Origin of the sequence: Streptomyces sp. NPDC002669 (assembly GCF_042889165.1) — a bacterium.
In the GTDB taxonomy this organism is placed as follows: Bacteria; Actinomycetota; Actinomycetes; order Streptomycetales; family Streptomycetaceae; genus Streptomyces.
Genome location: NZ_JBIAQQ010000024.1, coordinates 93,912 through 109,178 on the forward strand (window position 1 = coordinate 93,912; position 15,267 = coordinate 109,178).

At 70.8% G+C, this 15,267-nt stretch carries 7 protein-coding genes and 1 pseudogene; all 8 read left to right on the top strand.

Going from position 1 to position 15,267, the window contains the following annotated elements:
• Positions 1-92 precede the first annotated feature (92 nt).
• Complete coding sequence (locus ACFYW1_RS29535) at positions 93-1,049, top strand: carbohydrate ABC transporter permease (RefSeq protein WP_388999778.1); 957 nt, start codon at positions 93-95, stop codon at positions 1,047-1,049.
• A complete protein-coding gene (locus ACFYW1_RS29540) occupies positions 1,033-1,968 on the top strand; it encodes a carbohydrate ABC transporter permease (protein WP_388999781.1) in 936 nt (311 codons plus the stop codon). The genes ACFYW1_RS29535 and ACFYW1_RS29540 overlap by 17 nt, the downstream gene beginning before the upstream one ends.
• A gap of 79 nt (positions 1,969-2,047) precedes the next feature.
• Complete coding sequence (locus ACFYW1_RS29545; RefSeq protein WP_388999784.1) at positions 2,048-3,502, top strand: ABC transporter substrate-binding protein; 1,455 nt, start codon at positions 2,048-2,050, stop codon at positions 3,500-3,502.
• 13 nt (positions 3,503-3,515) lie between these two features.
• Positions 3,516-6,731: a hypothetical protein gene (locus ACFYW1_RS29550; RefSeq protein WP_388999787.1), complete on the top strand. Its 3,216-nt coding sequence runs from the start codon at positions 3,516-3,518 to the stop codon at positions 6,729-6,731.
• Positions 6,732-6,786: 55 nt separating this feature from the next.
• Positions 6,787-8,493 carry a right-handed parallel beta-helix repeat-containing protein gene (locus ACFYW1_RS29555; protein WP_388999790.1) on the top strand — a complete coding sequence of 569 codons (1,707 nt, stop codon included), beginning with the start codon at positions 6,787-6,789 and terminating at the stop codon, positions 8,491-8,493.
• A gap of 42 nt (positions 8,494-8,535) precedes the next feature.
• Positions 8,536-10,812 carry a beta-galactosidase gene (locus tag ACFYW1_RS29560; RefSeq protein WP_388999793.1) on the top strand — a complete coding sequence of 759 codons (2,277 nt, stop codon included), beginning with the start codon at positions 8,536-8,538 and terminating at the stop codon, positions 10,810-10,812.
• Between the two features lie 26 nt (positions 10,813-10,838).
• A pseudogene (locus ACFYW1_RS29565) lies at positions 10,839-11,830 on the top strand (acetylxylan esterase).
• 101 nt (positions 11,831-11,931) lie between these two features.
• Complete coding sequence (locus ACFYW1_RS29570) at positions 11,932-15,135, top strand: alpha-L-rhamnosidase (RefSeq protein WP_388999796.1); 3,204 nt, start codon at positions 11,932-11,934, stop codon at positions 15,133-15,135.
• Positions 15,136-15,267: the final 132 nt, after the last annotated feature.

Genomic DNA, 15,267 nt, shown 5'->3' on the forward strand with positions numbered 1-15,267 from the left:
TAGCTTCCAGGAAATTCGAGTGAAACCTTTCACCCCACGGGTGTGGCCAGTCCCCTCGGCTCGGAGCCGCTCCCGGAGGAAGGAAACGAGCCATGGTGAGTCCCGTCGCGGAGCGGACAGCCGCCGCCCCGACGCCGCAGCTGAAGGGGGAGACGCGGTCCGGGCGCCGCTTCCCCTGGTTCGTCTACGTCGGCCTGCTGCCCCTGTTCGTGCTTCTCGGCCTGCTGGCCTACTATCCGGCGTTCAGCGGCGTCTACCACTCGCTCTTCGACTGGCGCCCGGGCTTCGACTCGTCGTTCGTGGGCCTGGACAACTACCGCACGATGTTCGCGGACGACCTGTGGTGGGACTCGTTCAAGAACCTGGGGTACATCTTCGTCGTCAGCGTCACGGTGATGTGGGTCCTCCCGCTGCTGGCCGCCGAGCTGGTGATCAGCCTCCGCAGCGAGCGGCTCCAGTTCCTCTTCCGCACGGTGCTGATCGTGCCGCTCGCCTTCCCCGGCGTGGTGACGGTCCTGGTGTGGTCGTTCATCTTCGATCCCAACGACGGCATGCTGAACCGGGCCCTCGGCGCGATCGGCCTGGAATCGCTCGCGCACAACTGGGTCGGCGATCCGGCGACGGCCCTTCCGTCCCTGCTCGTGATCGGCTTCCCGTGGGTGGCCAGCCTGCCGTTCCTGGTCTTCCTCACCGCACTGCAGAACATCCCCAAGGAGGTCTTCGAAGCGGCCTCCCTCGACGGCTGCGGCAGACTGCGACGGGTCTTCAGCATCGACCTCCCGCTGATGGCGGCGCAGATGAAGCTGCTGTTCTTCCTCGCGACGATCTCCGTCCTGCAGTTCGGGTTCGCTGCGTACCTGGTGACCGGCGGCGGCCCCGACAACGCCACCCAGGTGCCGGTCCTGCGCATGATCGGTGTCGCCTTCGAGGGCAGCGACTGGGGATACGCCGCCACGCTCTCGACCACTCTCTTCATCATCACCGCTCTGCTCAGCGGCGTTCTCACGCTGGTCCGCAGGAAGGGGAACACCGATGTCCGAGCGCTCTGACGTGCTGACGGCACAGCGGACCCGGCCCGCACCCCGCCCGGTGCGGACCGAGGCCCGCGACACCGGCGCGGCCACCGCCCGCAGGCGCCGCGAGGGCGGGAGCCGGATCCGCCAGGGCGCCGTGATCCTGGTGCTCACCGCGATCGCCCTGGTGGCACTGTTCCCGTACCTGTTCATGCTCATGACGTCGTTCAAGACGAACCAGCAGTTCAACGACAGCTACTGGGTCCCGACCTGGCCACTGCGCCTGGAGAACTACAGCGCCGCCTGGCAGCAGATCCAGCCCTACTTCATCACCTCGCTCCTGGTCGCGCTCGCCGCGATCGTCGGAACCGTGGCCCTGTCGTCGGTCGCCGGATTCCTCTTCGCCCGCTACGAGTTCGTGGGCCGACGGGTGCTGTACGGGATGATCGTGATGCTGATGATGGTGCCGCCGGTGGCGAGCCTCATCCCGATGTTCGTGCTCATGCGCGACCTGGGCCTGCTCAACACGATGACGGTCCTGATCCTTCCGCACATCGCGAGCAGCGTCGTCCTGGCGACCATCCTGATGCGGACCTTCGTCGCGCAGATCCCCCAGGAGCTGTTCGACGCCGCGCGGATCGACGGGGCGAGCGGCCCCCGCATGTTCCGATCCCTCGTCCTGCCGCTGTCGATGCCCGTCATCGGTACGGTCTCGCTGCTGACGGTCATCAGCGTGTGGAACGACTTCTTCTGGCCGCTCCTCGTGATCACCGAGGACAAGCTCCGCACCATCCCGGTCGGCCTCGCCTTCTTCAAGGGGCAGAACGCCACCGAATGGGGACCGCTGTTCGCCGGTTACACACTGGCCAGTCTGCCCCTGCTGCTGCTCTTCACGTTCCTCTCCAAGTACTTCCTCGCCGGAGTACAGGGCGGCCTGCCCGGCACCGGCAAGTAGCACCCCGCCGCCCCCGGCGCCCTCCCGGGACGGCCCTCCTCCCCCGCCCATCCCCTTTCCCCTCACGGAAGGCACTGCCATGCGCTCCAGACTCCGCCGCTCGAAAGGCACGGCGTCGTGCGCCGCGCTCGGACTCACCGCCGTGCTCGCCCTCGCCGGCTGCTCGGCCTCCGACTCCGGCGTGGCCGCCGACGGCACGGTGGAGATCACCCTCGCCGGGCCCAACCAGTGGAACGCCCAGTCCGGCACCTTCGGCAAACCCTGGGAAGAACTCATCGCCGAGTTCGAGAAGGCGGAGCCGAAGATCAAGATCAGGACGAACGTGCTGCCGCTGGCCGACTTCGCCAAGACGCTCGGCACCCAGCTCTCCGCCGGCACCGCCCCGGAACTCGTCTTCTACCAGGTCCCGCACCAGCCGTACATGGTCCACACGCTCGACGACGAGCTGGCCGAGCCGAATCCGTACGTCTCCGGCAACAAGAAGTGGGCGGACCTCTTCGACCCGAAGTACTACGGTCCCGACAAGGGCATCAACGCCGAGGGCAAGAAGGAACTCCTCCCGTTCAACGTCGTGTCGACCGGCCTCTACTACAACGAGAAAGCCTTCAAGAAGGCGGGCGTCGAGGCCCCGGTGAAGACCTTCGACGACCTGATCACCGCCTGCGGGAAGCTGAAGAGCGCCGGATACACCCCGCTGGCCATGGACAGCTCACCGGCCGGCCTCGGCTGGACGATCAAGACGATCTCCAACATGCTGCTCGACAAGTACTACGACAAGCTGAACGTGTACGCGCCCGACGGCTCGAAGGGCAGGAGCGCCACGGTCACGGACAAGGCGCGCATCAGGGCCATCGCCACCGGAGACCTCGATGCCACCAGAACCCCCGAGGTCGCGGAGTCGGTGAAACTGCTCAAGCAGGTCTTCGACACGTGCGCCACCGAGAACTGGTCCGGCATCGCCCCGTCCTCCGCCTCCATCGTCAACGTACGCGACTTCAGCTCCGGCAAGGCCGCCATGGCCTGGGGCACCCCCTTCGGCTACGGAGGACTGACCGGGGTCGAGGGCAAGGTCTCCAGCATGCCCTTCCCGACCATCACCAAGGCCACCACACCGCTGTCCACCGACGCACCGGCGCGGTTCGGCGCCGAGGCCGGCGGCACCAGCTACATGATCCCCTCGACGGTGAAGGGCGCGAAGTACGACGCCGCGCTCAAGTTCCTGCAGTGGATGAGCGTGCCCGGGAACACCCAGGACTGGCTGAACGCCACCGGGGCGCTGCCCGTCCTCAAGGGCGCCGAGGCACCCGAGGCCACCAAGTCCATGGCGCAGGGGGTCTGGAGCGAGAAGATGCGGACCGGCGGCCAGCCGGACGCACCCAAGGGCGTCACCGTGACGAGCCTGTACGACGGCTACCTCCTCGGCTCGAAGTCCCTGGACAAGACCCTTGAGGACCTCGAAGCCTCCTGGCGCAAGCTCGCCCGGGAACAGATCAAGGCCCACGGCTGGGACGACGAACCCTGGGCCAAGGGCTGAGGCGGCCACCACCATGAGGACACCCCGCACACACAGGACCCTGGCCGCGGTCGCCGGAGCGCTGCTGCTGCCGGCCGTGCTGCAACCACAGCCGGCCGGTGCGGCCGAGAGCCACACCTACTACGTGAACAACACCCCCGGCAGCAACTGCGACAACGACCACCCGGGTACCGACCCCGACGCCCCCTGGTGCGGCTTCGCCCCGGCCAACGCCCACACCTACCTCCCCGGGGACCGGCTGCTGCTCGCCCGCGGCGCGGTCTTCGCCGAGGGCCTGGCCGTCGAGGGCGCGGGCAGCCCCACCGCCCCCGTCACGATCGACGCGTACGGCGAGGGACCGCGCCCCCGCATCGTGAAGAACGCTCTCGACACCGGCCTGCTGCTCAAGAACCCGTCGTACTGGACCGTGCGCAACCTCGACGTCGGCTCCACCACCGGTGGCAGGAGCGACATGCGCTACGGCATCCGGGCGGCCTTCACCACACCCGGCCACAAGGGCCTGGTCCTCGAGGACCTCCGCGTCCACGACTCCCGCGTCGCGGGCCTGCACATCGTCAACAACGGCGAGTACGGCATCACGCGGCCCGTCCTCGAAGGACTGCGCATCAGCCGGGTCGAGAGCACCCACAACGCGCACGGCATCGTCACCAGCACCAACAGGAGCGCCACCGACCTTCCGCCCGAACGGGTACCCGGCAAGAGCGGCGAGAACGCCTTCACCGACGTCGTCGTCGACCAGGTGTACCTGCACGACGACAACAACAACGGCGACCCGGCCGACGTGCCCTCCCAGGTCGACGTGGGCTGCCCGGACGGCCTCGCCCTGGGCAACGTGACGAACGCCGTCGTCACCAACTCCGTGCTCCGCAACGAGGCCGCGTGCCGGACCACCTACGGCACCGCGGCGATCTACCTCGGCAACGCCAGGAACGTCCTGATCGCCAACAACATCGTCACCGACACCCCCAACACCGCCAACCCCGACATGGTGGCCATCGACCACGAGTCACGGACCAGCCTGATCACCATCCGGGGGAACTACTTCGCCGACAACCACGGCGGCGGCATCGAGTACCTCGCCATCCACGGCGCGGACGACTTCCACACCGACGACAAGGTCGTGGACAACGTCTTCGCCGACAACGGGGTCCAGTCGCACATCCCGTACCCGCCGGACGGGGCGATCGGCCAGCTCGGCAACAACATCCCGGTCGGGGCCGAACTGACCGGCAACCTCTACCACGAGCCCTACGGCTTCCTCACCGCCAAGTCCGGCGGCGACGTCTCCCGCTTCACCCAGCACAACAACGTGTCCGTCGACCGGCGTGCGGATCTCGGCCACGCGGCGGAGGACTTCGGGGCGCCGAAGAGCGGCGGACCATGGGGCTACGCCGCACGCGACGACGGCCGGTGGAAGCCGTTGCCCTGGGACGGGGACCGGCACGCCTACACCTCGCCCGCCGGAACCATCGACCGGTTCACCGCCACCGCCGGCACGGCCCGCACCTGGACCGCGCCCCGCAGCGGCTCCGTCAACCTCCGCGGCTTCGCCCTGCCCACGGCCGCCTCCGACAGCACCGCGAGCGTGGCCCTCACCCTCAACGGCCGTCGGCTCGCCGGGCCTTGGGATGGCATCGACGCCTCGGGCCAGGCCACCAACGTCGACGACCTGCGGGTCAGGGCCGGCGACGTCATCCGCTTCGAGACCGCCGCGGGCAGCGCACCGGTCAGCTGGGCCCCCGCGATCGGCTACTCGGCACGGAGCCGGGCCGACGACGCGCCGGGCACCTGGTCGTTCGACGCGAACGACGACGCCCAGGGATGGACCGGCGACAAGCCGTTCACGGTCCGGCGCGGCAAGCTCGACGTCCGGGCGAGCGGCGAGCGGACCCGGCTGGAGACGTCGGGCACCCTCCGCCTCGCACCCGGGGGCCGCTCCGCGCTGCGGCTGCGACTCGACAACGACACCCGCGCGACCGACGGCACCGTCACCTTCACCACCGCGGGCGGTCGCACCGGCAGCGTCCCCTTCCACCTCAACCCCGAGGAACCCAAGGGGCTGGCCACCGCCTACCGCGACCTCCTCGTACCCCTCGCCGGCCACCCGGCATGGGACGGAACCGTGCGGCGGCTGAAGGTGACCTTCACCGGCGCCGAGGGCCGGATCTCGCTCGACCGCATCGCCTTCGACGACCCGCCCGCGAAGTCATGGGACTTCACGGACGACGGCGAGGGATGGGCCTTCGCCCCCGACGTGAGCAGGCCCTCCCCGGGCCGCCCGGTGACCGACGTCGTACCCGGCACCGACAACTCCCGGGGCACCTTCACCGACCACGCCGACATCGCCTGGCTCAACACCCGGATGCAGACCTTCCGGGCCGCGGGGGGCAGCCTCGCCCGGCTCGACCTGTGGGCGTACCGGAAGGGCGAACCGGCCGGATCGCTGTTCCTGCGGGTGGTCCGGCTGGAGGAGGGCGGCACCGGAACGGCGGAGACCCTCTTCACCGGCTCCGTGCACCCCGGCGACGTCCCCACCACGAGCGGCCCGGTGAGCGTGTACCCGAACCTCCAGGACCTGGACCCGGACGCGACGTACGGACTACAGGTCTTCGCGTCCTACCAGACCCCCGGCGGCGGGACGTACGGCATCGGCTACAACGACGCCGGCCTCCACCCCGACGGCCGCGAGTACTACTCCGTCGACGGCAACGGCTCCTGGTACGGCCCCGAGGCGGGCAGCAGGCGCAGCCTGAAGTTCCGCACCTTCGCCTTCGCGGACGGCGCCACCTCCACACCGCCCGACAGCGGCCACGCACCCGCCCCGACGAAGGACGGCGAACTCGTCGGCAGGAGCGGCTACGAACCCGAGCTGCTCTCCCCCGACGGCCTCGGCCTCGACGCGGACGAGCACCGCTACGTACGCGTCCGCATGAGCAACCCCGACAACCGCCCCGTCGGCTACCTGCTCTTCACCACCGAGGACGAACCGGACTTCGACCTCCCGGGCGGCGGCGCGCCGCCACCCAACGAAGCGGGACTGAAGGGCATCGCGATTCCGCTCGTACCGGGGGCCGAACACACCGAATACGTTCTCGACATGGCCACCGTCCCCGGCTGGAAGGGCACCATCACCCGGCTCAAGGTGCAGCCGTTCAACCGCTGGAACTACTACATCGGCAAACCCACCAGCACCTGGAACGGAGCGATCGACCACATCCGCGTCGACTGAACCGGTGCCGGGACCGGCGGACCCCGCCGGTCACGGCACCCGAGGAAGGCCAACGATGACCCGCTCGAAGCGCACCACCCCCGCCCTGGCCACCGCCGCGGCCGCCCTGCTGACCGCCCTGCCCCTCGCCGGACCGGCCCACGCCGCGGGCACCTCCTACCACGTGGACAACCGCCCCGGATCGAACTGCGCCGACTCGGGACCGGCCACCCCGCAACAGCCCTGGTGCACCTTCACACCCGTCAACGCCCGCACCTTCACCGCCGGTGACAGGATCCTGCTGGCCCGGGGCGCGGCGTGGGCGCAGGGCATGACGCTCAAGGGCTCCGGCACGGCCACGGCCCGCATCGAACTCTCCGCGTACGGCAGCGGGGACAGACCGCGCATCCTCAAGGGCACGTCCGCCTACGGCATCAGCCTGAGCAACCCCTCCCACTGGGCGGTGAAGAACCTGGAGGTCGACGGCCGCGGCAGCCCGAAGATGACGTACGGAGTCGTCGTCGGCTACGACGAGACCAGCGGCATCGGCCACGAGAACCTGACCTTCTCCGACCTGTACGTCCACCACAACCACATGGGCATCCGGATCGGCGGGAAGGCCGCCCCGGCGGCGGACCGGTGGGCGGTCAAGGGGGTGCGGATGACCGGCATCAGGGGCGAGCACAACGGGGTGTCGATCGCCTTCGGCGACGGCCGCGGCCTGAAGAACTTCATCCAGGACACCGTGCTCACCGGTCTCGCACTGAGCAACGACGACGGCGCCCCGGCCCCCCTGGCCGAGGAATGCCCGAACTCCCTGACGCTGCAGAGCATGACCCGGGTGACCGTCAGGGACTCGCTCGTCAGCCACGCCGGGGGCTGCACCGTCTCCACCGGCACCACCGGCATCTACCTCGGTCACGTCGCCGACGTCGACCTCACCAACAACATCGTGGCCTACACCCGGCAGAGCGGTTCGCCCGACCAGAGCGGCATCAACTACGAGGGCTGGACGGACGACGTGGCCGTCCGCGGCAACCTGATCGTCGGCAACGTCCGCTGGGGCGTCGCCCTCCAGGGCATCCACGCCGAGGGCCCCAACCGGAACGTGACGGTGGAGTCCAACACCATCGTCGAGAACGGCCAACCGCCGATCGCCTCACTCGGCGACGAGGCCCCGCCCGACGGGGTGATCCGCGACAACCTGTGGGAGGGCGACAGCCTGACCGCGACCGTCGACGGCGGCAGCTTCGCCGACGTCGCCGTCTCCGGCAACGCCGGGCCGACCACCGGGGGCCGGGTCTGGTTCGCGGCCCGCGACTTCGCCTCCGGACAGGGCGTGCTCGACTGGCGCTACCAGTACTTGCCCGACGGCGGCACCACCTGGACGAACCTGTCGTACCAGGCGGTCGACGACTCCTGGCGGCCGGCGGCCGGCGCCCTGCCCCTGCTCAAGAAGTGGCAGTGGCACCCCACGGGCGGGACCGGCCAGGTGGCCAGGGTCTGGACCGCGCCCAGGGACGGCACCGTGGCGATCCGCGGCCGGGCGGTCAAGGCGGACCAGGGCGGCGACGGCGTCCGGGTCCGCATCCGCCTCGGCGACCGCGACGTGCTCGCGCCCCGCACCGTCGGCGGCGACGACCGGGTGGGAGCGGCGACCTCCGTCGACTCACTGACCGTCAGGGCCGGCGACACCCTCCGCTTCATCGTCGACGCCGGCCCCGCCGGAGAGAACGCGTACGACACCACCAGTTGGACCCCCGTGGTCGGCTACCTCCGATGACCCACATGGTCGGCCACCTCTGACCGAAGGACGCACCGCAGCATGACGCACGACATCGTCCACGACGCCCGCGACACGGCGCTCACCCTCCGCCGCGACCATCTCGCGCACTGGGGCGGCACGGACCCGCAGGGGCGGCGGCTCACCGCGAACAACTACCACTTCGAGATCGACGGCGAGCCGCTGCCCGTGGTGGCGGGGGAGTTCCAGCCGCAGCGCTACCCCGCCGAGGAGTGGGAACAGGGCATCCTCGCACTCAGGAGCGCGGGCTGCACCATGGTCTCCAGCTACGTCTTCTGGAACCTCGTCGAACCACGTCCGGGCGAGTTCGACTTCACCGGCGGCAACGACGTGCGTCGCTTCGCCGAACTCTGCCACCGGCACGGCATGCTCTTCTCCCCGCGCATCGGCCCCTACAACAACGCGGAGTTCTCCGTCGGCGGACTTCCGCCCTGGCTCTACGGCATGCCGCTCACCGAGCGGTCCAACGACCCGCGCTACCTGGAACTCGTCGGCCGCTACTACCGCAGGCTCGGCCGCGAACTCTCCGGCCTGTACTGGCAGGACGGCGGCCCCGTCGTCGTCGTGCAGCTGGAGAACGAACTCACCCACGCCCCCAACGACTGGCGCACCCTCTTCGGATACACCGCCACCGACCACCGCGGTCCGACGGGCAAGGACTTCACCACACACATGGAGCACCTGCGCCGGCTCGCGCTGGAGGCCGGGATCACGGCCCCGGTCTTCTCCATGACCGGCTGGGGCACGGCGACCGGGGAACCGCCCGCGGACACCTTCCTGGTGAGCTACGGCGGCTACATGGACCTGCACTTCAGGCCCTGCAACAGCGGCCTGACCGTCTTCGGCAGCCAGGACTTCCCCTTCCGCGGCCAACTGCCGGTGGCCTTCTGCGAACTGGGCGGGGGCTCCCCGACACGTGCCGCGTACCGGCCCGTGACCGCCCCCGACGACGTCCTCGTCGGAGCACTGACCCGGCTCGGCACCGTAGAGACGATCATGCTCGGCTACTACATGATGCACGGCGGCGCCAACCCGGTCCGGGGCGACTTCGGCTGGATGACCAAGGAACCGGAATTCTCGCTCCTGTCCTACGACTTCGGCGCTCCGGTCAGCGAGTACGGCGAGCGCCGCGCACCCTTCTACCGCACGGCGCCGCTCAACCGCTTCGTCACCGAGTTCGGCCCCGAACTCGCCCGAATGCGGGCGGTCCCGTCCACCGATCCCGTCACCGATCCCGATGAGGACCGGCTCCGCACGGCCGTGCGCTCGGACGGCACCTCGGCGTTCGTGTTCCTGGCCAACTACGGAAACCGGACCCCGCTCGGCGCCAGGGACGAGGTCTCGCTCGTCGTCCGGCTGGACGACGGGGACGTCCGGTTCCCGCGCTCCACCGGGCTGTCCGTCGAATCCGGGGGCTCGGCGATCCTGCCCGTCGGGCTCGACCTCGGCCACGGAGTGACCCTGGTGTCGGCCACCGCCCAGCCGCTCGCCCGGCTGCGCGGGCACGCCGTCTTCTTCCGCCCCGGACCGGGCGATGTCGAATACGCGCTGCGCGGCATCGACGACAACGGGCTCGACGGCCCCGACGGCATCGCCACCACGGTCACGGGCGACGGCTCCTTCACGGTCGGTGAGACGCTCGACATCGTCACCCTGAGCCGCGAACAGGCCGAGCACAGCCAGGTGACCGACCTGGCGGGCGAGCGGCGGCTCGTCACCGGCCCCGACGACCTGACGCTCGACGGCGACACCGTGACCGTCAGCCGTCTCGTCCCCCTGGGCGTCGAACCCGAGCCGTTCACCTGGTCCGTCCTCCCCGGGCCGGAAGTGGTGCGGGTGGCCGGAGCCGTGGTGCGCGAGGAGCCGGCCGGCCCGCTGTCCCGGTACACGGCACCGGCCCCCCGCCCCCGGCCCGACCGGGAGAAGCTCGTCGTGGAGAAGCTCTCGCCCGCGCGCCTGCTGCTGCGCGCGCCGGGCGTGGAACCGGACGAACTCGCCGGACTGTGGGCCGACATCGACTACACCGGCGACCTGTGCCGGATGTTCGACGCGGGCACCGGCGCCCTGATCGGCGACGACTTCCACCACGGCATCCCCTGGCGGGTGAAGCTCGGCCGCTTCCGGCACGCCCTGGCCGGGGCGGGCGTGCAACTGCGGGTCGAACCGCGCGCGACGGCCGAGCGGACCGCCGACACGGAGGGGATTCTCCTGGACAGCCGGGAGGAGATCCACGGCCCCGCCGAGATCCACACGGTGCGGTTCTCGGCCGAGGTCCGCCAACAGTTCATCTGCGGCTGAGAGAGCCGGGAGAAGAGGAAACCACCATGGCCCAGTTCGACCTGCCGCTCGACCGACTGCGCGACTACCGGCCGGAGACAGCCGCCCCCCCCACGACTTCGACACGTTCTGGGAGAAGACCCTCGCCGAGACCCGGGCCCACGATCTCGACGCCGTGTTCGAGCCGGTGGAGACCGGGCTGACCGGAGCCCGGGTGTGGGACGTGACCTTCGCCGGATTCGGGGGCCACCCGATCAAGGGCTGGTTCACCGCCCCGGCCGGAGCCGAGGGGCCGCTGCCCCTGGTGGTGCAGTTCCAGGGCTACAACGGCGGCCGGGGCCTGCCCCACTGCTGGACCCTGTGGCCGCTGGCCGGCTACGCCCACTTCGTCATGGACATACGGGGGCAGGGCGGCGGCAGCCAGGGCAGCGGCGGCAACGTCGGCGACACCCCGGACCCGGTCGGTTCCGGCCCCTCCCACGCGGGCTTCATGACCCGGGGCATCGAGGATCCGGAAACGTACTACTACCGCCGCGTCATCGCCGACGCGGTCCGTGCCGTCGAGACCGCCCGCTCCCACCCCCTGGCCGACCCGGCCCGCACGGTCGCGCTCGGCGCCAGCCAGGGCGGCGGCATCGCACTCGGGGTGGCCGGCCTGGTCCCCGACCTCGCGGCCGTCTGCGTCGACGTGCCGTTCCTGTGCCACTTCTCCCGCGCGATCACGCTCACCGACGCGCGCCCGTACGCCGAGATCGCCGGCTACCTGCGCATGCACCGGGGCAAGGAGGAGCAGGTGCTGCACACCCTCTCCTACGTCGACGGAGTGACCTTCGCCGCCCGCGGCCGTGCGCCCGCGCTGTTCTCCGTCGGCCTGATGGACCAGGTCTGCCCACCGTCCACGGTCTTCGCCGCCCACAACGCCTACGGCGGGCCCAAGGCCATCGAGGTGTATCCGTTCAACGGCCACGAGGGTGGTGCCATGTTCCAGCAGAAGGCTCAACTCGGCTGGTTGAGCGTGCAGTTGAGCAACCCGGCTTGACGGGATCGACATACTGTACGGCCCGATGCCCCGTGCGGCCCGACGCGCCGCACGGGCCGGTGCATCGCACGGGCCGGCCGACGAGAAGAGGACGTTTCGCCATGCCCGCCATACCAGGTATTCCCGGTATTCCCGGAACGCCTGAGACACCTGCCGAACCCTTCGAGCCCGCCGCATCCGTCGTGTCCGTCACGTCCACCGCATCCGTCACGGCCGCCATCCGTGTGACGCGGCCGACCGTCGAGTACGCCGAGCGGCCTCTCGGCCTCGACATCCGCCACCCCCGCCTGAGCTGGCTCCTGGAACCCACGGAACCCGGCCTGCGCGGACAGGCCCAGAGCGCCTACCGGATCCGCGTCGCCACCGACCCCGACCGCCTCGCCGCCCCCGACGTCTGGGACAGCGGCACGGTCACCTCCGGCACCTCCCTGCTCGTGCCCTACGCCGGACCCGAACTACAGCCCCGTACACGCTACTTCTGGACCGTGCGGGTCTGGGACGAGACCGGCCGCGCCGCCGCGTGGTCACCCCCCACCTGGTGGGAGACGGGCCTCCTCGCCGACCCGCACGACGCCTCCCCGTGGACGGCACAGTGGATCGGCGCCCCCGCGCCCCTGCTCGCCGCCCCGCCCCTCGACGACTCCCACTGGATCTGGGCCCCCGAGGAACCGCCGACGGGCACCCGCTGGTTCCGGACCGTCGTCGACGTCCCGCACGACCTGGTCCGCGGCCGACTGGTCCTCACCGCGGGCGGCGGCTGCACGGCGTACGTCAACGGACACGAGGTCGACCACGTCGACGCCGCCGCCCCCGTGGTCGACGGCCGACCGCCCCGCGTCATCGACGCCACCCCCCACCTGCGGCCCGGCCCCAACGTCCTCGCCCTCACCGCGGCCCCACCCGTGAACGGCCGAACCGGCCTCCTCGGAGTCCTGGAGCTGGCCACCGCCGACGGCGTACGCCTCCTCACCACCGACGCCCACTGGAAGTGCACCGCCCGGCAGCCGCACAGCACATGGCACGCGCCGGAACACGACGACAGCACGTGGAACCCGGCCGTCGTCCTCGCCCCGTACGGTCGCGCACCCCGGCCGGTGACACCTCCCGACCACGCTCCCGTGACCCAGCTGCGCCACGCGTTCCGTCTCGCCGGAAAACCGGTGGCACGGGCACGCCTCCACGCCACGGCCCTCGGACTGTACGAGGCCCACCTCAACGGCCGCCGCGTGGGGGACGAACGGTTGGCCCCCGGCTGGACCGACTACCACCGGCGGGTCCAGTACCGGACGTACGACGTCATCGACCACCTGCGCGCCGGGGAGAACGCACTGGCGGTCAACCTCGCGGCCGGCTGGTACGCGGGCAGCATCGGCTGGGTCGGCCCCCACCAGTACGGTGAACACCCGGCCCTGCTCGCTCAGTTGGAGGTCACCTACACCGACGGCTCGACGGACCGGATCGAGTCCGCACCCGACTGGCGCGCCGCCGCGGCACCGATCACGAGCGCCGATCTCCTGGCCGGCGAGGAGTACGACGCCCGCCGGGAGACCGCGGGCTGGACGGAGCCCGGCTTCGACGACACCGGCTGGGCGCGGGCCGTCGTCGTGGACGGTGTCACCACCGAACCGGTCGCCCAGCTCGACGCCCCCGTACGCGTGATCCAGGAACTGATCCCGCGCGAGGTGACGGAACCGGCCCCCGGAGTCTTCGTCCTCGACCTGGGCCAGAACATGGTCGGTACCGTCCGCCTCACCGTCTCCGGACCGGCCGGGACACGGGTGCGGCTGCGCTATGCCGAGGCACTCGACCCCGACGGCACGCCCTACACGGCGAACCTGCGGTCGGCGCGGGCCACGGACACGTACATCCTCAAGGGCGTCGGCACCGAGACGTTCGAGCCGCGCTTCACCTTCCACGGCTTCCGCTACGTCGAGATCACGGGCCACCCCACAACACCCACCCGGGAGAGCCTCGTCGGCCTCGTCCTGCACACCGACGCCCCCCTCACCCTCGACTTCGGCACCGATGTGCCGATGCTCAACCAGCTCCACAACAACGTCGTCTGGGGCCTGCGCGGAAACTTCCTGTCCGTACCCACCGACACCCCCGCGCGTGACGAGCGGCTCGGCTGGACCGGCGACATCAACGTCTTCGCGCCGACCGCCGCCTACCTCATGGAGTCCGCCCGCTTCCTCACCAAGTGGCTGGGCGACCTGCGCGACGCCCAGGACGAGGACGGCGCCTTCCCCGACGTCGCCCCCCACGTACGCCCCCTCGGCAAGGGCGTGGCGGGCTGGGGCGACGCGGGCGTCACCGTCCCCTGGGCGCTGTACCGGGCGTACGGCGACGTGCGGGTCCTGGAACAGAGCTGGACATCGATGGTGCGGTGGCTGGACTACCTCACGGCCAACAGCGACGGCTTCCTGCGTCCCGCGGAGGGCTACGGGGACTGGCTCAACATCGAGGACGAGACCCCCAAGGACGTCATCGGCACCGCCTACTTCGCGCACAGCGCCGACCTCGTCGCACGCACCGCGCGGGTGCTCGGCCGGAACCCCGAGCCGTACCGGCAGCTCTTCCACAAGGTCCGGAACGCCTTCCGCGCGGCCCACGTGTCCGCCGGGGGCCGGGTGAAGGGGGACACCCAGACCGCCTACGTCCTGGCCCTGTCCATGGACCTCCTGGCCGAGGACGAACGGGGACCGGCCGCGGACCGGCTCGTCGAACTCATCCGGGCCAGGGACTGGCACCTGTCCACCGGCTTCCTCGGCACCCCCCGGCTGCTCCCCGTGCTCACCGCCACCGGCCACGACGAGGTCGCCCACCGGCTGCTGCACCGGAGGACCTTCCCCAGCTGGGGCCATCAGATCGACCGGGGCGCCACGACGATGTGGGAGCGCTGGGACTCGGTCCGGGCGGACGGCCGTTTCCAGGACGCCGGAATGAACTCCTTCAACCACTACGCCTACGGCTCGGTCGGCGAGTGGATGTACGCCCACATCGCCGGCATCGCACCGGGCGCCCCCGGCTACCGGCGGATCATCGTCCGTCCCCGACCGGGAGGCGGGGTGGGGGAGGCGAAGGCCCGTTTCGACTCGCCGTACGGGCCGGTCACCACCCACTGGACCACGGCGAACGGCGGTTTCCGCCTCACCGTCTCCCTGCCCGTCAACACCACCGCCGAAATCTGGATCCCCGCCCGCGACGCGTCCGAAGTCGCCCACGAAGAGGTGGAGTTCCTGCGCATGGAGGACGGCTGTGCCGTCTTCGCCGCAGGATCGGGCAGGTACGAATTCGCCGTCTGACCCACACCTGTTCCCGAACCACCTCGCCCCCTGCCGCGGAGACCTCCCCACCGCGGCAGGGGGCGCGGTGATTCCGGACGCGGACGGAACGCGGCCCTGCCGGCGCACCCGTACGACGACGCGCACGCAGTT